The sequence below is a fragment of the Pedobacter frigidisoli genome, assembly GCF_032678525.1.
In the GTDB taxonomy this organism is placed as follows: Bacteria; Bacteroidota; Bacteroidia; order Sphingobacteriales; family Sphingobacteriaceae; genus Pedobacter; species Pedobacter frigidisoli_A.
The window spans coordinates 436,028-455,206 of record NZ_JAVTSE010000003.1 but is presented as its reverse complement, the minus strand read 5'-3'; the positions used below and the strand labels follow the sequence as shown (position 1 = coordinate 455,206).

Annotated in this window: 22 protein-coding genes; 19 read left to right on the top strand and 3 right to left on the bottom strand. The window is 39.5% G+C overall.

Going from position 1 to position 19,179, the window contains the following annotated elements; all coding sequences use genetic code 11:
* Positions 1-75: 75 nt before the first annotated feature.
* The 5 genes from R2Q80_RS11035 (at position 76) to R2Q80_RS11015 (ending at position 3,046) form a co-directional block, all read left to right on the top strand.
* The gene (locus R2Q80_RS11035; protein ID WP_316799659.1) at positions 76-477 is read left to right on the top strand and encodes a M23 family metallopeptidase; all 402 of its coding nucleotides are present in this window, start codon (positions 76-78) and stop codon (positions 475-477) included.
* Between the two features lie 11 nt (positions 478-488).
* Positions 489-1,310 (top strand): DUF4099 domain-containing protein, encoded by an 822-nt coding sequence (locus tag R2Q80_RS11030; protein ID WP_316799658.1) that lies wholly within the window; start codon positions 489-491, stop codon positions 1,308-1,310.
* Entirely contained in the window at positions 1,267-1,923 is a 657-nt protein-coding gene (locus R2Q80_RS11025; protein WP_316799657.1) for a hypothetical protein, read from the top strand. The genes R2Q80_RS11030 and R2Q80_RS11025 overlap by 44 nt, the downstream gene beginning before the upstream one ends.
* 51 nt (positions 1,924-1,974) lie before the next feature.
* Complete coding sequence (locus R2Q80_RS11020; protein ID WP_316799656.1) at positions 1,975-2,745, top strand: hypothetical protein; 771 nt, start codon at positions 1,975-1,977, stop codon at positions 2,743-2,745.
* Positions 2,746-2,869: 124 nt separating this feature from the next.
* On the top strand, positions 2,870-3,046 hold the full coding sequence (locus R2Q80_RS11015; protein ID WP_316799655.1) for a histone H1: 177 nt from the start codon (positions 2,870-2,872) through the stop codon (positions 3,044-3,046).
* A 220-nt stretch (positions 3,047-3,266) separates the two neighbouring features.
* On the opposite strand, the gene R2Q80_RS11010 is transcribed toward R2Q80_RS11015, so the two are convergent.
* From R2Q80_RS11010 to R2Q80_RS11000, 3 genes are all read right to left on the bottom strand, one after another.
* A complete protein-coding gene (locus R2Q80_RS11010; protein ID WP_316799654.1) occupies positions 3,267-4,136 on the bottom strand; it encodes an S-4TM family putative pore-forming effector in 870 nt (289 codons plus the stop codon).
* 11 nt (positions 4,137-4,147) lie between these two features.
* Positions 4,148-5,149, bottom strand: coding sequence for a hypothetical protein (locus R2Q80_RS11005; RefSeq protein ID WP_316799653.1), 1,002 nt, complete (start codon positions 5,147-5,149; stop codon positions 4,148-4,150).
* A gap of 202 nt (positions 5,150-5,351) precedes the next feature.
* Positions 5,352-5,753, bottom strand: a complete 402-nt coding sequence (locus tag R2Q80_RS11000; protein ID WP_316799652.1) for a hypothetical protein — start codon at positions 5,751-5,753, stop codon at positions 5,352-5,354.
* Positions 5,754-5,874: 121 nt separating this feature from the next.
* On the opposite strand from R2Q80_RS11000, the gene R2Q80_RS10995 reads away from it, so the two are divergent.
* From R2Q80_RS10995 to R2Q80_RS10930, 14 genes are all read left to right on the top strand, one after another.
* A complete protein-coding gene (locus tag R2Q80_RS10995; protein ID WP_316799651.1) occupies positions 5,875-6,441 on the top strand; it encodes a UPF0758 domain-containing protein in 567 nt (188 codons plus the stop codon).
* A 312-nt stretch (positions 6,442-6,753) separates the two neighbouring features.
* The gene (locus R2Q80_RS10990; protein ID WP_316799650.1) at positions 6,754-7,164 is read left to right on the top strand and encodes a single-stranded DNA-binding protein; all 411 of its coding nucleotides are present in this window, start codon (positions 6,754-6,756) and stop codon (positions 7,162-7,164) included.
* Between the two features lie 38 nt (positions 7,165-7,202).
* Entirely contained in the window at positions 7,203-8,288 is a 1,086-nt protein-coding gene (locus tag R2Q80_RS10985; protein WP_316799649.1) for a DUF932 domain-containing protein, read from the top strand.
* A 39-nt stretch (positions 8,289-8,327) separates the two neighbouring features.
* Positions 8,328-8,546 carry a hypothetical protein gene (locus tag R2Q80_RS10980; RefSeq protein ID WP_316799648.1) on the top strand — a complete coding sequence of 73 codons (219 nt, stop codon included), beginning with the start codon at positions 8,328-8,330 and terminating at the stop codon, positions 8,544-8,546.
* Positions 8,543-9,076, top strand: a complete 534-nt coding sequence (locus R2Q80_RS10975) for a PRTRC system protein E (protein WP_316799647.1) — start codon at positions 8,543-8,545, stop codon at positions 9,074-9,076. Before R2Q80_RS10980 ends, R2Q80_RS10975 begins: the two co-directional genes overlap by 4 nt.
* 17 nt (positions 9,077-9,093) lie before the next feature.
* Positions 9,094-9,312 (top strand): PRTRC system protein C, encoded by a 219-nt coding sequence (locus R2Q80_RS10970; protein WP_316799646.1) that lies wholly within the window; start codon positions 9,094-9,096, stop codon positions 9,310-9,312.
* Complete coding sequence (locus tag R2Q80_RS10965; RefSeq protein WP_316799645.1) at positions 9,296-10,474, top strand: hypothetical protein; 1,179 nt, start codon at positions 9,296-9,298, stop codon at positions 10,472-10,474. Before R2Q80_RS10970 ends, R2Q80_RS10965 begins: the two co-directional genes overlap by 17 nt.
* Entirely contained in the window at positions 10,458-11,165 is a 708-nt protein-coding gene (locus R2Q80_RS10960) for a PRTRC system protein B (protein ID WP_316799644.1), read from the top strand. The genes R2Q80_RS10965 and R2Q80_RS10960 overlap by 17 nt, the downstream gene beginning before the upstream one ends.
* The gene (locus tag R2Q80_RS10955) at positions 11,165-11,965 is read left to right on the top strand and encodes a PRTRC system ThiF family protein (protein WP_316799643.1); all 801 of its coding nucleotides are present in this window, start codon (positions 11,165-11,167) and stop codon (positions 11,963-11,965) included. Before R2Q80_RS10960 ends, R2Q80_RS10955 begins: the two co-directional genes overlap by 1 nt.
* 358 nt (positions 11,966-12,323) lie before the next feature.
* Positions 12,324-12,590, top strand: coding sequence for a helix-turn-helix domain-containing protein (locus R2Q80_RS10950; protein ID WP_316799642.1), 267 nt, complete (start codon positions 12,324-12,326; stop codon positions 12,588-12,590).
* A gap of 962 nt (positions 12,591-13,552) precedes the next feature.
* Positions 13,553-13,834: a DUF6922 domain-containing protein gene (locus R2Q80_RS10945; RefSeq protein ID WP_316799641.1), complete on the top strand. Its 282-nt coding sequence runs from the start codon at positions 13,553-13,555 to the stop codon at positions 13,832-13,834.
* On the top strand, positions 13,834-14,595 hold the full coding sequence (locus R2Q80_RS10940; protein ID WP_316799640.1) for a nucleotidyl transferase AbiEii/AbiGii toxin family protein: 762 nt from the start codon (positions 13,834-13,836) through the stop codon (positions 14,593-14,595). Before R2Q80_RS10945 ends, R2Q80_RS10940 begins: the two co-directional genes overlap by 1 nt.
* 820 nt (positions 14,596-15,415) lie before the next feature.
* Positions 15,416-17,884, top strand: coding sequence for a TonB-dependent receptor (locus tag R2Q80_RS10935; protein WP_316799639.1), 2,469 nt, complete (start codon positions 15,416-15,418; stop codon positions 17,882-17,884).
* Positions 17,884-19,047, top strand: coding sequence for a PepSY-associated TM helix domain-containing protein (locus tag R2Q80_RS10930; protein ID WP_316799638.1), 1,164 nt, complete (start codon positions 17,884-17,886; stop codon positions 19,045-19,047). The genes R2Q80_RS10935 and R2Q80_RS10930 overlap by 1 nt, the downstream gene beginning before the upstream one ends.
* Positions 19,048-19,179: the final 132 nt, after the last annotated feature.

Below are 19,179 nucleotides of genomic sequence, written 5' to 3'. Positions count from 1 at the left end.
CTTGGTTGCTTTTTTGGTCCGGTGGAATCGGTCTCGGGGCAGGAAGCTGTATCGAATAGTAACTAGCGTAGTGTAATGTCTTTTCCCTTGAAATCTTTTGTATTGACTTCGGCTTTTGGGTCCAGAACCCATCCGGTAACGCGGGAGCACAGAAAGTTTCATTATGGTATTGATCTTCGGGCGTATTATGAACCGGTATTTTCAGTTCTTGATGGCTGGGTGGTAAAAACTGGTTTTGGTCTGGTGATTGGAAACTATGTTCAGGTTCAAAGCGGTGATTTCCGATTGACCTATGGCCACCTTTCCTTGTTGCTTGTGGTTTCTGGTCAGCAGGTTCTTGCCGGAGATTCGGTTGCGATTAGCGGGCAGTCGGGCCGCGTCACCGGACCGCATCTTCATTTTGGGGTAAATTATCAAGGACGTTCTGTCAATCCGCTCAGCTTTCTGAGCACATTAAACAATAATCTTAAACATTAAATTTTTATCATATGTACGGGAAAATTTTAAATGAGAAAGATCTCCCTATGGATCAGTTACGGGAGATCGGTCTGGCCAGGGGAGATGAGATCTCGCTGGATCGAAGGGATGTTCACGCCCTGCTATCGGGATCCAGGACTAACCTGCTGAGGCTGGAAAATATCACCAGGTCCGGTGTAGAGATCAAGGAAATGGATGTAAAGCTTTCGATTACCAGGGATAGCTTAGGTCATCCGAATTTATTGATCCATCCGGTTTATAAGCAGGCGATAACCCCTTCATTTATTAGTTCAAATGAGGCGGATCAATTGCTGACCGGCTTAAAGGGGAATGTCGTTAAATCCCTGGAGCGTGGAGGAATGATGCGGGACATGCTCATTGAGTATGACTGGAATACCAGGGAATTTGTGATCACGGATACTTCCAAGATCCAGGCACCACTCGAGATCAACGGGCAGCCCTTAACGCCTTATCAAAAAGATCGTTATTTAGCGGGCCGACAGATTGAAATGCCTGATGGCGCGATGCTTCAGGCCAGGGGGACCGCTCCTGAAGGATTCAGGAGTAACCGTGTGGCGTTGGTAGTTTCTGTTTTGATGGATGGCGGGATCTCTTACCTGCTTTATCAGGGCTTAAATGCTTTGATTGATAAACAAGGGGAGGCTTTACAGGAAAAGGCGCTTGGCAAAACGTATGCGAAGGCACTGGAACGCTTTGAAAAGCCGGAGGCAGGTGCTCACGTGCAGCTGGTGGAAAAGGTGGATTCAGCTGAAGCGATCTCCGGGAAAAATGAACAGCAGCGAAGTTATGGAAGGTCTGGATTCTCGAGGTAATCTTTTGATCTCTGAAAAGAATGGGGCTATCAACGAAGTTTTAGATCGATACTTTAAAGGTGCTTACGAGTGGGATATCAATGGAATACTGCATTTTGCGTTCTCTGACGGCATATCTGAATGTTTACATGAGGGTAAACATCAGCTAGCCATATCCTCTGGAATCTGGTACAATTCACCTGGTTTATTTGCAGTTAGCACATTATATATCTGTTCATCAGCTATGGAGGCTCTTGCTTTCGCTGCGTTACAGGACGGAAAGTTAGCTGATCTGGATCAATACTGCTGGATGGTGTTTGGATTGAATTGCCGGCTACCTCATGCTATTCCGGAATTTTGTTTCGGAAGGAAAATCAAGTTACTGTTTGGTAGGGAACTGTTGGATATTCTGCGTGCTGTGAAAATCTGTGTGGCGTTAAAAGGTTTCACAGTTCGTTTTCATTTGAGGGGAGAGCGTCTGGAATGTAGTTTCCGTGGCCGTTCCTATGTTTTTTCCATCGAGGGCTTCAGCCTTTCCCGTTTTAAGCAGGCTACTGGCTTTCGGGACTATTCCAGGATGAAAAGACCTTTCTGCGCTGATAGTTTTTTGGATCAGCTCCGCTTTGGTCGCTAAATACAATCACAATTAATAAATCTTATTTTTTTAATCTTAAATCTTTAATCTATGAATGAAGAGAATGTAGGGTATTTGCAGAATAATCTGAAATACCTGGGATTTGGGGAGCAGATGAATGCTGCCTTGAAAGATTCCATTGGAAAGGCTTTGCCTGAATTTAAAATGGAAACATCCATTGCGATGGCTGATCCGGTGAACAAGGATAAGCCGGAATTGGCCGATAAGATGTCTTACGCATTGAATTTTTCAAAAAGTAAGGAAACGGATATGTATTTCTTTAACAACTTTGAAGCAACTTTGCAAAAGGCTGGTGGGATGGATCCTGTCTCACAGGTCTTTTACATCAATAAGGGAAAAGGCGTTACAGCCAAAGAGTCCTTCAATTTACTTTCCGGCCGTGCTGTTAACAAGGATGTGGTGTTGAAAAGTGGTGAAAAAGCCAATCTATGGCTAAAGCTTGATTTTGCGGAGAAGGTGGATGGTAAATTTGCCATGAAAAACTTTGGCGAGAAGTATGGTTTTGACTTGTCAGCAACGATTGATCGTTTTATGATCTCAGACTTGGAAAAGCCTGGTTTTAAGGATCAGTTAATGAAGTCTTTGCAGCGGGGGAATGTTCATGAAGTATCTTTTTCTAAAGATGGCAGGGAAACAAAAGGTTTTGTATCGGCTAATCCACAGTTTAAAACCCTGGATTTTTATGATGCAGGGATGAAGTCGGTTTACAGTAAGGCTGTGGATCAAAAAGAAGTAGCCAGTGAGGCGGTGCTTCAGGAGCCAGAGGTGGCGATGGAAGCAAAAAAGGGCAGAGGCAGATAGTCTTTGTAATAAATTTAGTTTTGGTGAGGCTTAGCAGGGGGCATTTGCCCCCTGCTTTGTTACGCCTGGATTTTTGTGGATTTGCGGTAATCTGATATATTTGCGACTTAAATATATATTTATCATGGAAAAATTTGCACAAATAAAAGAGCTTGTGGCTTCAGTAGAGGGTGATGCCGAAAAATTTTACAATGCAGGGAATGCCGCTGCCGGAACACGAGTTCGTAAAGGTATGCAAGACCTGAAAAACCTGGCTCAGGAAATCAGAGCTGAGGTGACTGAAAAGAAAAATACAAAGTAATCAATCAAGATTGCTGTTTTGGGAATCATGCCCCAGTCCGAATCCGGGCTGGGGCATGATTGTTTTTATCGTGATATTGAATTGCTTGGTATCTGAGTGCAATATTTATTGAAAAAAATGAAATATGTCATTATATCACAGTCATTATTTCTTCTATTCGCGAAAAAGTCTAATAATGCAGAAACCGAAAAAATGCTTGCTGAAATCGTTTTTTATACATTTAAGTACCTGCATTATTCTTTGTCGATTGCTCTAATTTAGGTCTTCTGTACTGATAGTAATTTTCAGGAACTAACGTATTGTCTTTTCTACTGCAATAGAGTTTATCTTGGACTTGACGTAATTGTGCCATGGTTGGTATTGAATTGGATAGACGAATTTTTCTAGCAGCTTTACGTACATCATCTAAAGATTTTGCTGCCTTTTGATTATCCATTATCAGTTTGATCAATATCACGATCAGTGGCAGTGATGGCATAATAAAATTGATTAGATAACTTCGTAAAGTTATATCAATCATAGTTGCTAGTAGAAATGAGCCGACAACGACAACCAAACAGATAATCGTACAGTCATTTTTGAAGTGATATCTCAGTTTACGGTCGTATTCAAGGTTTGTTTCTTGGCATCTAAGCACTGCATGCTCATGGTCCAGTCCTTCTAATTCTATATGATACCAATTAGTCAAAGCTGCTTTAGGGTTAAATATGTACTTCTCCTCGGCATCTGCTATCATTGAACTTTCTGGTTTTTCTCCACTATTTGTTTCATTCCATTCCATGCCATACAAACTGCAATCAAAAAGTTCCTGTACCTTAGCACCGTTAGTTTTAGCTTTGGAAAGATAACCCGACAAAAACAATAAATCAAATAATGTTATACTTAATGATATCAAACCAACCCATGCAGTTAGATCCTCCTGCCAAAAGTTTTTAGCTAATAATTTGATAAAGTTCAAAAATATAACGACGACTATCGTTATGGTCAGCTGTAATCGATATACCTTCTTGGCATCAGCATAGATCACTCGTTGCGCTTTTAGCAAACGCATATTCTCAGGAAGTTCCTGCCTTGTTTTTATGTCGTTCATATAGCCCGATTTTAAATCGAATAATACGGAAAGTCCGAACCAAATATTTCACGCCATTTAGCTATTGATTCTTTCTGCTTTCCGTCGGTTTCTAACTGCCTTGCTTCGGTTGCACGATTAAAGTCTAATTCAGCACGATCTTTTATTGATTTGCGTTCATCCCAAGAGAGTGTATTCAAATTGCCTTGGAAACCTTTTGGGTCATTTAGTGGATTGTCAATTTGGTGATATACATGAGCAAATATTTTTGGGAGTTCTAGATCAATGTATTTGCTGCTCGTTATCCCGTAAGTATCATAGTAATGCAGAATGAGGCATTCTAGGAAATATGATCCCATGGTGTGGGCGGTGCGACGTTTAGTCCAATACTTCATGATCCTAACCACATCAAGAACGGAAATATCCTGCTTCCCATTAATCCTTGTTGTTCGTTCTTTATCAATCCTTGGATCAGTAGGCTTCCACTTACCATTTCCATCTGGTATCAGAAAAAAATCATTTCCGTTTTCTGGACTTGTAATGAAACAAGGTACGATATCATAAACCCATTCATAACCTAGCTCCAAAGTTACCGCCTCTTGGTTTCGTTTTATCTCTGCGTTTTTATAGGAAGGAACCTTACTCAGATATTCTTTGAATTTGTTAATTACTTTGATGGAATTGAGAGTGTCTGTACCATCGTTGCACAAAGCCCTTTGCTTATCTGCATCCTGAGGGACGTGAATTGTATAGCCGCCTGTTAAATTTTGGTTGCGCCAGTTACCCCGAGCATGGAGAACAATCATTAAATCAATATCGTCTAAAGGTCTTGTTTTAGTTTTACGGGAAAAAGAGCCATAATCTATGTTAGGTAAATCAGGATGTAGAAGCAAAAACTTTCCGTCATTAGGGAATTTTTGTATCTCATTTACAAGGTTTGCTTTACTTCTTTTAGCGATATCATTCCTGTCAGGGTCTAATCTAACTTGAGTTCGCATAAATTCATCAAATGCTGCATTAACTGTTGAGGCCATAATTTAGTGCTAAAGTGTAAATAAAAGCATAGTTAGGGAAATTACCTGAAATTTTGGATACATAGTTCTCCACACATCCGGCTGATACATATCTAGTTATCCTTAATGATTAAGTCGTTATATTGGTTATTTTTAATAAAATAGAAATATTTAAGTCGCGTAAGATATCATTCCCATAAATATATAAAGTGATTGCGACTAACTAGATCAAAATCATTTTTTCATTCTTGACAATTAGGATTTTTCCATTCTCCAACTCCAGCCAACCGTAGTCAAAGCAGAATCTGTATATGCCTTTAGAGGTGATGAGTGTCCTTGTGATAAACTCAAAGTTGAAACCGCCGTTTCGAAGCAAGAAATCAGTTACAACTGTTGAATCACCTTTTTTTGTATATAACTCTTGGAGTATCCTATGGTTTGTTTGAAGGATTTCATTGATCTTGCTGTAGAATATCGGCGCGTTCCACCTTTCCTCTTTTAACTGATCCCGCCTTGCACGATTTCTGCATTGATCGCTGCAAAACATTTTATCACTTCTTCCTTCGAATGTATTGCCGCAGTACTGATAACTGCAGAGTCTTTGGCTCTCTCTGAGTTGTTGCATCTTCATTAAAATTTAGGATTCTCGCTATTCTTTTTTTATCCGATCAGATCGGATAGTCTAATATACAACCGATTAGCCATAAATCAAATCTACAATTTTGTGTGTACCAAAAATGATAGACATGAAAAACCCAAATCTTACTACTGAGAATTTTTCTTCAGGAAACCGTAATTATTTCATTGATTTTAAACGGGCTATTAACGATAGCAGCTATATCTGTATCACCCGAAGCGATAAACTGCTGAATGGAGGTTATCGCAGGTCTAATGTGGTGGTCTTTGAAGAAGACTTTCACTTTCTGGTTTCTGCGTTTTCTTCATTATTTCATTCTGCTGCCCATTTGCAATTGGATGGAGCAGAATATTCCTGTAGACAAAAAATAGTTAATTGCGGAAAGGGGATTAAATCATGGGATCCTGATATGCGTCCCCGTGAGAAGTTCATTGCTCACGGAACGGACGCGCTCATTGATGTGGAATTAATGGCGATGCTCATTGGATCAGGAAGACCGAATCAAAGCGCTGTTGCGCTTTGTGGTGTGATCCTAAAGGCTGTCGGTGGCAGATTGGATTTGCTGGCTGGACAGGATCACAAAAGCCTGGCTAAATTTACAGGAATTGGACCTGCCAAATCATCTGCGATTCTGGCGGCACTGGAACTGGGCAGACGCATGTGTGCAGTTGGCTAAGCCTCTTTTTTTTCCTTGAATTTATTTCAGATTGGAAAATGAGCTTTGATTGGATTCAAGGTTGGTTGGCGCAATAACGCATATCACTTTTCAACGAAACGGATAAAAAGGCCGTGAATCTCGGACGTTCCGCTCGCTGCGAACGCATAATGATGCCGGCTTCGCCGCATAACCCTTCGGGACTTATAGTTCTCCGCTTGCTACGCATCCGTATTTCCGGACTTTCTTTTTTTCCGTTTTTTCTTTTGAAAAGATTTTTTTTTGGGAAAAGGGAAAGGAAATAAAAAAATGTAACACTTAATTTTTTAAACGATGGAAATCACAGGAAGATTGACTGCTGATGCAGTGGTCAGAACAGTTAGCGGAGACAGAAAGGTTGTAGGCTTTTCGATTGCGATCAATGATACTTTTCGCTCGGGTGGGGAACAAAAGAAGATCACCACTTTTATTGATTGTTCGTATTGGTTGAATACGGGTATTGCGGAGTATCTGAAAAAGGGCGGATGGGTTCAGCTTTACGGGCGTATCGGTGTGAATGCTTACATAAGTGGAAATAATGAGGCGAAAGCGTCGCTGACTTTTCACACTTCGGAAGTTAAGTTATTGGGTGCTGCTGCCCGTAATTGGGAGATGCCAAATGTAGTGGCTAAGGAAGAGGAAACCATTCCCTTAGTGAAGGTGGATTCGACTTTTGAGGGCATTGATGATGATCTGCCATTTTAATTTTTTGATTCATTCTTTAACTTTTAGACGATAAGATTATGGCACACAACTTAGCTTATAACCAAAAAATAGACAGACATAGTTTTTTCTCGGTACGGGAGAAAGCCTGGCATGGATTGGGAACTATTGTGGAGGACTACCCAAAGGCAGCGGAAGCGCTGCAATTTGCGGGGCTTGATTATTCGGTGGAGAAACGTCCGCTGTTTACGGTGGATAGTGAAAACCTGCGCTTGATGAATGAGCCTGATCCCGATGCGATTTTATTTGGTGCATCTTCTGATATTCCTGTTTCCAATTATTTCGCCACGGTGCGCACGGATTCGGACACGGTTTTGGGGGTAGTGGGAAAGGATTACGGTGTGGTACAAAACCGTGATGCTTTTGCTTTTTTCGATAGCATTGTTGGCGGTGGTGAAGGTATTCTGTATGAAACAGCAGGCGCACTTGGTAAGGGGGAGCGGATTTTTATCACGGCTAAACTTCCCTCATACATTAGGGTAGGGAAAGATGATCTGATTGAACAGTATCTTTTTTTAACGACTTCGCATGATGGTTTTGGTTCAATTACAGCTGCTTTTACGCCTGTACGGATTGTATGCAACAATACCTTAAATGCTGCTTTGCGTTCTTCAACTAACTCGATTCGTATTCGCCATTCTTCGGGTGCAGGGGAAAGATTGAAACAAGCACACACGCTGATGGGTATTTCGGGCAGGATCGGGGATGAGGTGGAGCAGATTTTTAACCACTGGGCTAAGGTGCGCATCAGTGATGACGAGGTCAAAAAACTCGTGCAATTGGCAATGGCACCAAATAAGGAGGTATTAGACAAGCTGCGCAATGGTACACTAGATGAAACCTCGAGCGTGTATAAAAACATGGTGGATGATGTATTTGCCTACGCTATGCAGGATGCCTCGCAGTTGCTTGATACCACCAAAGGTACTTTGTTTGGGGCTTACAATGCGGTTACTGGTTACTTTCAGAACGTGCGCAAATTCAGGGATAACGAAGCCAAATTCAAATCCATCATCGAGGGGATAGCAAAGCAGAGGGGACAGGTTGCCTTTGATCTTTGTTTAGAACTCGGTAAAAATGACCACATTTCTTTTCAGTTCAATTAATTCACAGGGGCGGTAATTCCGCCCCATAAATAAAATGCCATGAGTATATTAGCCGAAACCACAGAAAGAAAAGCTTTACAGGAAATCGCCAGATCGTTGCGCTTTTTTTCAAACCTTGACCTGCTTAATATTTCAGCAGGGGATGCCGTGCGCATCAGACACGCCGAACACATTATTAAAAGTATCATTGCAAATAACGGCTACCAGGTGCGCACCTCGAAACGAAGGGGAACTTATTTAATCAAGCAAAAATCATGAGAACCAATTTTTTTCAAGCCTTACAGCGTCTGCAAAGTGCGGGCGCATGGGTAATCAACGTAAACTTTACAGCCGACAATGATTTGATTGTTTCGGTTTTACTAAAGTCGCAGGATGGGGAAAATCAAAAAAGCCAATTGCCACCTATGGTTTTTAAGGGTTCAGCGCAGGATATTGACGAGGGAATCCTTGATGGATTAACGCAGCCTGTAGCCGAGACGAAATCCCTTTTCGCTAATAGTTCCGCTTATCACAAGGAGTTGGAAGAAGCTAAGGCAAAATTGGTAGCCAAACCCAAAGCCGAAAGACAAACTGCGAATGCTGATAAAACAAAGCCTTTGGGGGCTGCTCCGAATAAGCCAAAGTTTGAGGATGTCCTTAAAGAAATCAATTCCCTAAATGCAATGTGTAAGTATGCAGAAGCCGTTGCGATTATTCCAAGTGTAGAAGATTATCCCGATAAAAAAGCGGATATCGAAAAGCTGAGGACTGATTTGGAATGGAAAATGAAACAATTAACCTTATTGTAGCACTCAAAACCATTATCATGTTGACAGCAAGTATATTACCAAGGGTATTTATCTTTAAGGATAAAGATAGCGAAGTCAGATTATCTGATCCATCGAGCAAGATGTCTCCTGAGGAGGTCATGAATTTTTATTCGGGTACTTATCCCATCCTGACCACCGCTAAAATCGAAGGCCCCGAAATTAAGGGGGATGAAATAGAATATAAATTTTTAACCACTCTTGGAACAAAGGGCTAATCATGAAAGGGAAAGCAAAATGTATCAGCATCAAAGCTTACAGCAAAACGTGGCGACTGCATCAAAAGTTAGGACAGTTCGTTCAGTCTTTAAACCAAAGAGCCGATCTTTCGACAGTAAGAAACGAAAGGTATCAAAGTGCACCACCATCCATAGTGAAAATGGTTTTTTAAACCACTCTTTTGCGCCTTTGGTTAATGGTTATGCAAAAGAAATCAATTCATCAATTAGGGTAACGGAGCGTATCTTCTCCGCTGCCCGAAACCTTTGTGATCTTTACGATGTAGCATTGTTGGATTATAAGCATTTGGCATATCCTCAGAATGTGGCCAAGTTAGTTGAAGATTTACAGCAGGAAATTTCTGTCATAGATAACGATGCTGAAGTATTGGTAATTTCTAATGAAGTTGAATTGCCAACTTTGGCCATCACAAAAGTTTTTAATACCAAAACAACGCTTTACTATCTGCCTATAGAACCGCTGTATTTATTGAAGCAGCAAGAGGAGCGAAAGCAAACAGCCGAACTATTGCTTTCAGTATTATGCTATTTTTATCAGGTTGTTGGCATTCCCTATTTTGGAGAAAACAGCAGTTATATGTACTATGTGTATCAGATGATCTATGATTGGTATACTGATGAAGAATTTTGTGAAGATGCAGCAGAGCAGCAGCATGTAATGAATCACATTGCGTTAATAGAAAGTGAATCAGATAACTTACTTCAAGTTTTAAGTGATCAAGAGCAATTAAATTTATTGGGTGTCCGATTCACCGAGTTTCATCCAAAAACCACAGCAGAGGTTACATTGAAAGCCATTGCCTTCCGTGTCAACAAACTGATCGAAGATTTTCCGTGCCGTTCCATTATGGATAGCATTGAAGAAGACCTTAACGGCAATGATAGGGAGTGCAAAATTACCGCTGAACATTACCTTTCTTTTATCTGGAGCGCAGAAGATTGTTTGTACGATCAGTTGATGGAAATGGTCAACAGTGATTTACAGGAATATAATGAGATCGATGAGCCGATGAGTATGCAGCTTTTTGATCTGCCCCAATGCAAAATCTCTCATGATCTTAGCTTTGAGCAGGAGTTCTTTGATCTGCTGAACGAATTATCCGATAACCTATACGATTTCGCACATGAAAGACATCACTGACCTATTTTCACAAAGCTATACGCCATTTAAAGCATTGGTATTTTATCAGAACGAAAAGGATGATCTGTATGTGGAATCCTATGATATGGATGCCTTAGGGAAACCCATCAATGCACACCCCCTGTCACAAAGGGAGAGTAAAGCCTTATCTGAATCCCTGCTATCTAAGCAGGAAAATTCGAGTGATTTTCTTTGCTCGACAGGTTTATTGTCTGATCAGGTTTTATACGTGGACAGGAGCATAGATGGTTACGCCATTTGGTATACGCCCGAGATGAAAAGCCATCTCATTTTTAAAAGCGATTTGGGGATTTCAGATGGAGAAGCTTATTTGCCGCCTTTACTTTGGAAAGCATCAAAAAGCGGTTTGTCTCTTTGGGCTTTGGCGAATAATGATCGGCCAATTATGGAATCCACACTTTATCAAGCACCATTTTTTAATCTATCCACAGATGGCAGGGTTTGCATGGGTAATGTGAATATAAACTTTTCATTAAATGTTGATATAGACAGTTTTATCTCTCAATGGCAAAAGCTATACTTCGGATCAGCATTTAGTCATTTGCTGCAAGATATATCGCCTGTGAAGGGAAATATCGTTCAGCTTTGGCAACAGCAGATCGGTACGGAGAATCCCTTTCCGAAAAAGCAGTTAAAAAGATTTCCGAAATTATTAAAAGATATCATCTGATGAACGAAGCAAAGAAAAGGGCGCATATTGTTTACCCGTATTTAATCAATCCGACCAACCCCGTTTCAGTAAATCTGATTGGTGCAGGTGGCACAGGGAGTCAAATGCTGACTGCCCTTGCCCGAATCAATCAGGCGTTAATTACGCTTGGTCATGCAGGTTTGCAGGTCAATGTATTTGATGATGACCTGGTGCAACAGGCTAACCTCGCCAGGCAACTGTTTACCTCACATGAAATTGGCCTAAATAAAGCCGTGGTACTGATTAACCGCATCAACAGGTTTTTTGGAACGAATTGGAAAGCTGTACCCGAAAAATTCGAACAAAACACTAAGAATCCTAGTGGAAATAGGATGGCGAATATCACAGTTGCCTGTGTAGATACGGTTAAATCCCGTGTAAATATTGAAGCCTTGCTACATGCTGATGACCGTAAAAGTGCACAACGGGACAGCAATCTATATTTGCTTGATTTTGGAAATAGCAAAGATACGGGACAGGTACTCTTATCAACAATAGGGGAAATTGCACAGCCGAAATCCGAGAAATTCACAGCAGTAGCTAAATTGCCATCATGGGTGGAAGATTACCCTGCACTATTAAGCGAATCAGAAGACAAGGATAACACGCCCAGCTGCTCATTAGCAGAGGCTTTGGAAAGGCAAGACCTTTTTGTTAATTCAGGCCTTGCCAATATTGGCGCTTCTTTACTATGGAAAATGTTCAAAGATGGGATATTATTTAACAGGGGGTTTTTCATGGATATTTCGGATCATCGAATGCAACCAATAGCAATTTGAATGAGGTTCAAGTCCGGCCGTCCACTGGACGGCCGTAAGCCTCGTGTTCTGCAAACACTCAACTGTTCAGAAGGCAGTTTGTAGTCAAAATCAGCTGAAATCACTTTTATTTATCATTGAAATAAGGTGATCTTAGTTTTTGATTTAAAGTTGTTTAAGCAAATAATTAACAAATTCGCAAAAATTTTTGAGATTGTATCAAATTTCGCTTGAAAGAACTATGACAGGCTGACAGTCGCACGCATACTACGAGATTACAATAGGTTCATTTTGGGCTCAATCCAGTTCAATTCGGTTCAATAATTTTAGGTCTGATGATTTCGGTTTAATTTAATATAAAATTTAAAACTAAGATGATATGGATATTTCACAAATAGTGACCAAAGCGGATATTGAAAAATTAAAGGAAGAGATTTTTGCAGAATTGAATAGGATTAGGTTTCATGGCCAGAAAGTTTCTGTGAATAAACAGTGGTTGAAAAGTTATGAGGTTTGCCAGCTTTTATCGATCTCAAAAGGAACATTGAGTACCTACAGAAGAAATGGTATTATTAGATTTACTAGGATTGGTGGGTTAATGTATTACAGCTATCAGGATATTTCGCTGTTGTTGTCGAACAAATAGTATTCTTCAATCCTTGTTTATAGTGAGGAAAAATGCCTTATTTTCTTTAGCTCATAAAAAAAAAAATATTGCTATTGCATCATTGATGCAACCTTTATTGGTCAATGGATTTTGACCACTATTTCTCTTATCATCAACCTTCGGAATGATTCTCTTAATAACGGTAATTAAATCTCTAATTATACTACTCATTCCATAACCACTATCGGTATATTCAGTGAGATTATAGCTAATATAAGTATCACCATCATAAGCGAATGATAGAATATCTTAATAAAAAATTGTATCTTTATTAAGATCTTTTTTCTTATTTTTATTCTATATAATAGCACAATTCTTATAGGTTAAAACTTAAAAATACTATGGATTCCAGGACGTATATGACCAGATCTGATTGCTTTGCAGGAACTATCCTTTGTTAAGGATCTTGTATCTATAGAAAGGATTTCTAAGTCCTTCATGTCCGATTTTGATAATTTCTTTTTTGGTAAAACTTTAGTTAAAGCCAGTAACGATGTCCTTTTTGCTTATCCTCATGATATCAAAAAATGGGTTAAACATCTGTTTGTAAAGTATAACGATTAGTTTTGCCGTGCTTACTGATTACCTGATTAGGTTTAATATTGCATTGGAGTCTTTCAAGATCCAATTTCCAACTAATTTATGGTCTGAAAGCTTCAAGAATGGGCTGCTTAACGATTTTACATTTAATCCTTCGAGGATTGAAGATGTTATTCTTAAATATGGTGAAACAATACATTTTCTGGATGATGAGCTGATTGCTTAGACAAAATTTTCCAGTTTTTTAGATATTGGAAACCAGTCTCTTGGTAAATGCATACAATAGGAGTTTGGAGTAAGAATTAACTTAGGCACATAATTTGCTTATAGATAATTAATTATTACATTAATTTATAATTTTTATATCATTAAATTAATTGTTATTATTTATCTTTGTGTAAATGAGGCCGGCAGTCAACATATCTGAATTCCTTCCAGAACATCTTTTCTGGGATGTTAATGTTTCTACTCTTGATGTAGTTGAGGATAAGGACTTTATTATTCCAAGGGCTCTTTTTGCAACAACTGAGGATACATTCGACGAAGATATTACCCTTTTGGAGCAACTTTACAATCGATCTGAAATTGTATCAGAGCTTCGAACAACCAAAGAACGTATTAGTAATTCGGTGTGTACATTGGTAGCACGTCGTTATCATGTAAAACACTTCTCAAGATATTAATGCCTGCGATTTCGGATTCGCTTCTGGAAACCATCATCGAACTTCAAGCACTTCCAAGCTTAAAAAATGCTTATTTAGGAGGTGGTACAAACTTGGCCATACGTTTTAATCATAGGGAATCCGTAGATATTGACCTTTTCTTTTCGGGGATAGTTGGTAAGTCTGGATATAACGAGGTTGAAAAACAACTTCGAGAACATTTCGGGGATCGACTTAGCAGATACCATTATCCTTGCGCTAAAGACGACCAGTTCATTTTCAGTAGATGCTGGATAAAGACGGGTACGCTTAATATCAAGGTGGAAATACTTCAAAATACTAATTTCCTTGACGATTGTGAGGAAATAAATGGTGCCCGCCTTGCAACCACTAGAGATATAGGTGTACTAAAATTGATGACGGCCGCAAATAGGGGAGCTTTTAAGGACATTTACGACCTGGATTATTTAAGTGAGCAGATCAGCTTAAAAAAAATGCTCGACGATCTCAAACATAAACAAGAGACTTTCAATAAGCCAGAACATAGAACAATCTTTGATGAAGACGGGGAAATAAGTCCTGTCGAGGATCCACTAAGTCTTTTAAGATTTGAAGCGGCTTCATCCGAAAGACAAGATCGGCCAAGCCATAGTGACCACAGAATTATCCCTGTAGAAGGTAGCAAAAATTTAATGAGCGCTAAAAGTAGTTATCGCAGAAAAATACGCAGATTATGCACAGAGTTGGGGATTGAATTTCCTGGCGTCCAGCCGGTTAATTAGATCAATATAATCTTTCTAGTTATTGCATTGCTATAATCAGCAACCTAAATCATTGCATGTTTAGGCAATTCCTAATCAAGTTGCACGATTTGTATATCATTGATATGCTAGAAGAAATGTAGCTTGTTTTATACTCTCTTACCAAAGTAAATTTGATTTAAACGACTGAAAATCACCTTATTTTTGAATTTGTTACAGTGGTGCGAAAACATTGCTTTATCTGAAAAAACATATTTTAACTACTTTCTACTTTTTTAGCTTACTTAAAAATAGATACACAACGAAGCATGATCGCGATTTGTTTTTCATGCAAAATTTTGATATTTTTAAGTTAATAAAAACAGCGTTTTTTTCGCTTTTGAAAATCATAATTTAAACCAAATTTGGGTTAAAAAAAATAGAAAAAATTAGAGCAACCAATTAGTAACCAAGAATTTCAAGAGTGTTATAAATAGTTGTTAATGTGTAGGTTATAAAATAAAATGTCATCCTGCCATCCCGACACTTACAGATACTAATCGTATCAAAAACCCTCTAAATGATAAATTTAAGAGGTTTTGTTTTTTAAGTCGGGTCAATATCTAGCAATACGTTGCAACTCAATCAGTGCCCGATCACTTATCCTTCATTCATAATCATTTCTGAAAATTATTTAATCTTAACTATTTCCTGCTATTTTTTTGATCAATCCAATTTATCCATTCCTTGATACACGCTTGTTTTATTAAGATTAATTTTAAATAATTTTGTTTCTGATCGAAGTTGTTATATTTTTGCGCTATTATTCATAATAATTCTAAATAAACCAGGCACAATATTCATGAAGATCCGATTTAGCCTGATAGTGTTATGCGCTATCTTGTTATTAACATTGCCTTATCAGGCGAATGCTCAAAAATCACTAACCCTTCAAGGGTTTGTACGAGATAGACTTGGCAAGCCTCTTCCGGGTGCTACGATAAACGTCGAAGGGACTAACCTGATTACTTCAACAAATAGCAAAGGTTATTACAAGTTGAAGGTAAATAATGGAAAAATTACTGTACATTTTCTATTTATCGGTTTTAAGGGCGTTAGTAGAACACTTGATTTAAATGCTGATGCGAATGAAGATGTTGTTTTACAAGAATCAGATTCCGACCTCCAGCAAGTAGAAATTACTGGTCGAAAGGAAAAAGCTTACAAAACTAAAGCAACCTTTATCGGTAAAATTGAAAACGAATTAAAGGATATTCCGCAATCAGTATCCTATGCCAGTAAGGAACTTATAGCCGACCAGGGATTGATGAGGGTAGGCGAAGTGGTAAAAAATTTCAGTGGCGTAAATCAATTCAGTTTTTATGATGATTTAACGATCAGGGGCTTTCGTGTTAATGGTCAATCCAACACACAATTATTAAATGGGCTAAGGACAAGCACTGGGTTCTGGAAACAGTCATTAGCGAATTATCTTGAGCGGATTGAGATTTTAAAGGGGCCATCTTCAGCACTTTTCGGAAACGCAAGTCCTGGTGGGGTGGTGAACCGTGTAACTAAAAAACCACTTGATGAGACCAGGAGATCGGTAAGCATGACGCTGGGAAGCTTCAATACATTCCGCGGGCTTGCAGATTTTACCGGTCCGGCAACCAAAGACAGCACACTATTATACCGTTTGAATGTAGGTTATGAAAATGCGGAAACATTCAGAGATCTGATGTTTGATAAAAACATCGTTATCGCACCATCCCTAACCTTTGTTCCTTCAGAAAAAACCAGGATTAACTTTGATCTGGTGTATACAGATTCAAAGAGTAGGTTAGATAGGGGACAGCCTATATTCGGGAGTTTTGATCTGAACTCCACACCGCAGTCACTTTCCCTTAATACCACAAATGATTATCTAAATGAATTAACTTACAATGCTACCGTATCCATTACGCACAAGATTAATGACGCATTAAGTCTCAATGCATCATATCTTAAAACCGGATATTCGGAAGATTTAAACGAGCACCGGACTTCCAACGCTTATGCTGTAGATGGCACAGGAGCATCAATTAATAATCTGGCAGGGATGATTGTACAGATCAGAAAGCGTAAACGTTTCATTGATAACTTTTCGGGCTATATCAATTACACACCCAAAACCGGTGCTTTTGAGCATAAAATTGTGGCAGGATATGACTTCGGTAGTGAGGTTACGCCATTGGGTGGATCTCAGTTAACGGCGAATGGGTATCGCAACGCCGCAAACAATGGTTCTATCGCTACTTATGTACCTGCAAACCGTAGCCGGTACCTATTGGATGCCGCAGGTAATCCGGTGCCAAACGTACCGCATTTTAACCTCAATGATCCGTTATCTTCACAAAGAATGCAGGATGACAGCAAACTTTTCTTTGCCCAGTCCGTAGTCGCGCCAACATATTATTATTTAAACTCAGGTTATGTTCAGGATCAGCTAAAAATCGGTGCACTACAGGTATTACTGGGGCTCCGTTACGAATATTATACAGATTTTGCCAATTACAAAACGCAAACTGAGGCCAAAACAAATTCACATGCCTGGTTGCCCCGTTTAGGTGCCGTATATTCGGTTACGCCTAATGTTAATATTTATGGAAGTTACGTGGAAGGCTACAATCCCCAAACTTCCTCAACCATAGCAAATCCTAATGCCGGCGGACCTTTTGATCCTTTAAAAAGTAATATGGTAGAGTTTGGTGCCAAAACAAGCTGGTTCAGGGATCAGTTGAGCATTAGCGCAGCTGTTTATCAGATCAAACAAACCGGCGCACTTTATGCAACACCGGGTGTGGTCGATTTATTAAGGCAGATTGGTGATGAACAATCCAGAGGATTTGAACTCGACGTTATTGGTAAGATAATGCCAAACTGGAATGTTATCGCATCTTATTCTTACAACCGGGCTAAAATTCTGGAAAGCGGAACAGCCGGGGAGGTTGGAATACAGAAACCGAATTCCCCAAAAAATACGGCAAATCTATGGACCCGGTACACCTTTACTGATGGTGCTGTAAAAGGCTTTGGCGTTGCGCTGGGTGTAAATTATATGGACAAACGTAACCTGATCTATGATGCGAGGTTTAGCCCTGTAGATCAGATTACAATTCCTTCTTATATATTATTTAATGCCGGACTTTTTTATAACATAGGCAAGCTTCAATTGCAGCTTAATGCCAACAATATTGGCAACAAAAAACACTGGGTTGGGGGCTATGATTATCTTCGCCTTTTCCCTGGGCAGCCTGAAAATTATATGTTAACAATCGGATATTCCATCTAATGGCAAAAACCAGATTTAAGAAAATAACGGGCTGGCTCCACCTTTGGGTGGGGTTGGTTACCGGACTCATCGTATTTATTGTTTCGGTTACCGGCTGCATTTATGTCTTCAATGAAGAAATATTTGATTTGGTACACAAGGACATTGTATACGTTACCAAGACCGGCCAAGCAAGGCCGGTTTCTGAGCTTATGGCGAATGCGCAGCATGCCCTTGATAAAAATAAAATCCTGACGAATGTCAAGATTTCCGGTGAGGATAAGGCTTACGTCTTTTCAGGGTTTAAGGTGAATGAAAAAGAGAAAATTAACCTATCGTACTTTAGTCAGTTTGAGTATCTGGATGAAGTGTACGTTAACCAATATACTGGAAAGGTGTTGGCTGTAATCGATATGCGTTATGAATTCTTTAACGTAGTAGAGCAGATGCACCGGCAATTGCTTTTTGTCAAACCTGTGGGTAGCTTGATTGTGGGTTCAAGTATATTGCTTTTTCTTTTAATGCTCATCACCGGTTTTATTTTATGGCTACCCAAAAATTATAAGCAATTCAAAAAAAGCATCACCATAAAATGGAATGCTAAATGGAAGCGCGTAAATTATGATCTGCATAATTCATTGGGGTTTTATGTACTCCCGATAGCGATTTTGATCGCGATTACCGGATTGGTATGGTCATTTAAATGGTGGGAGACAGGAATCTACCGGATGTTAGGGGATAAAGGGAAGGCTGGTTTTACCAGGACACTTCCGGTAATAAACGCCAGCGATTCAACGCTAAATAAACTTGACCTGATTCACTACGATTTATTAAAACGGCTCAAAGGCGATTGGATTGATGTCGGTATTGGAATCCCAAATGATCAAAATAAGGTCTCGATGTCGTTCGTTAGCATTAAGTCTAATCACGACGGTTGGAGAGGGGTAAGTTATTATTTTTATGATGGGAGGACTGGAAGGTTTATCGACGCCTTGCCGCATTCAAAAAAGACACTCGGAATGAAGTGGCGAAATTCAAATCTTGGCATTCACACCGGGCGGCTTTACGGTTTGGGAACTCAGCTCCTGGCTTTTGCAGCTTCGCTGATTTGTGCCTCACTTCCCATTTCCGGCTTTTTAATCTGGTGGGGAAAAAGGAACAAAAAACCAAGGAGAGGAGTGTGATCTATTGGGTTTTTGCGTAAAAATTATGCAAAATGGAACATAGCTACTATTCTGATCTTTTTTCATCTGCCTCTCTGGCGACTACGTTCCTATGAATGGCAGGGACTAATCCTTATTTTTCAATTATTTCCA

What these genes read in the sequence shown, in the direction of transcription:
- R2Q80_RS11035 (WP_316799659.1), top strand. Translation starts at nt 76, where the DNA reads ATGTCTTTTCCCTTGAAATCTTTTGTATTGACTTCGGCTTTTGGGTCC.
- R2Q80_RS11030 (WP_316799658.1), top strand. Translation starts at nt 489, where the DNA reads ATGTACGGGAAAATTTTAAATGAGAAAGATCTCCCTATGGATCAGTTA.
- R2Q80_RS11025 (WP_316799657.1), top strand. Translation starts at nt 1,267, where the DNA reads ATGAACAGCAGCGAAGTTATGGAAGGTCTGGATTCTCGAGGTAATCTT.
- R2Q80_RS11020 (WP_316799656.1), top strand. Translation starts at nt 1,975, where the DNA reads ATGAATGAAGAGAATGTAGGGTATTTGCAGAATAATCTGAAATACCTG.
- R2Q80_RS11015 (WP_316799655.1), top strand. Translation starts at nt 2,870, where the DNA reads ATGGAAAAATTTGCACAAATAAAAGAGCTTGTGGCTTCAGTAGAGGGT.
- R2Q80_RS11010 (WP_316799654.1), bottom strand. Translation starts at nt 4,136, where the DNA reads ATGAACGACATAAAAACAAGGCAGGAACTTCCTGAGAATATGCGTTTG.
- R2Q80_RS11005 (WP_316799653.1), bottom strand. Translation starts at nt 5,149, where the DNA reads ATGGCCTCAACAGTTAATGCAGCATTTGATGAATTTATGCGAACTCAA.
- R2Q80_RS11000 (WP_316799652.1), bottom strand. Translation starts at nt 5,753, where the DNA reads ATGCAACAACTCAGAGAGAGCCAAAGACTCTGCAGTTATCAGTACTGC.
- R2Q80_RS10995 (WP_316799651.1), top strand. Translation starts at nt 5,875, where the DNA reads ATGAAAAACCCAAATCTTACTACTGAGAATTTTTCTTCAGGAAACCGT.
- R2Q80_RS10990 (WP_316799650.1), top strand. Translation starts at nt 6,754, where the DNA reads ATGGAAATCACAGGAAGATTGACTGCTGATGCAGTGGTCAGAACAGTT.
- R2Q80_RS10985 (WP_316799649.1), top strand. Translation starts at nt 7,203, where the DNA reads ATGGCACACAACTTAGCTTATAACCAAAAAATAGACAGACATAGTTTT.
- R2Q80_RS10980 (WP_316799648.1), top strand. Translation starts at nt 8,328, where the DNA reads ATGAGTATATTAGCCGAAACCACAGAAAGAAAAGCTTTACAGGAAATC.
- R2Q80_RS10975 (WP_316799647.1), top strand. Translation starts at nt 8,543, where the DNA reads ATGAGAACCAATTTTTTTCAAGCCTTACAGCGTCTGCAAAGTGCGGGC.
- R2Q80_RS10970 (WP_316799646.1), top strand. Translation starts at nt 9,094, where the DNA reads ATGTTGACAGCAAGTATATTACCAAGGGTATTTATCTTTAAGGATAAA.
- R2Q80_RS10960 (WP_316799644.1), top strand. Translation starts at nt 10,458, where the DNA reads ATGAAAGACATCACTGACCTATTTTCACAAAGCTATACGCCATTTAAA.
- R2Q80_RS10955 (WP_316799643.1), top strand. Translation starts at nt 11,165, where the DNA reads ATGAACGAAGCAAAGAAAAGGGCGCATATTGTTTACCCGTATTTAATC.
- R2Q80_RS10950 (WP_316799642.1), top strand. Translation starts at nt 12,324, where the DNA reads ATGGATATTTCACAAATAGTGACCAAAGCGGATATTGAAAAATTAAAG.
- R2Q80_RS10945 (WP_316799641.1), top strand. Translation starts at nt 13,553, where the DNA reads ATGAGGCCGGCAGTCAACATATCTGAATTCCTTCCAGAACATCTTTTC.
- R2Q80_RS10940 (WP_316799640.1), top strand. Translation starts at nt 13,834, where the DNA reads ATGCCTGCGATTTCGGATTCGCTTCTGGAAACCATCATCGAACTTCAA.
- R2Q80_RS10935 (WP_316799639.1), top strand. Translation starts at nt 15,416, where the DNA reads ATGAAGATCCGATTTAGCCTGATAGTGTTATGCGCTATCTTGTTATTA.
- R2Q80_RS10930 (WP_316799638.1), top strand. Translation starts at nt 17,884, where the DNA reads ATGGCAAAAACCAGATTTAAGAAAATAACGGGCTGGCTCCACCTTTGG.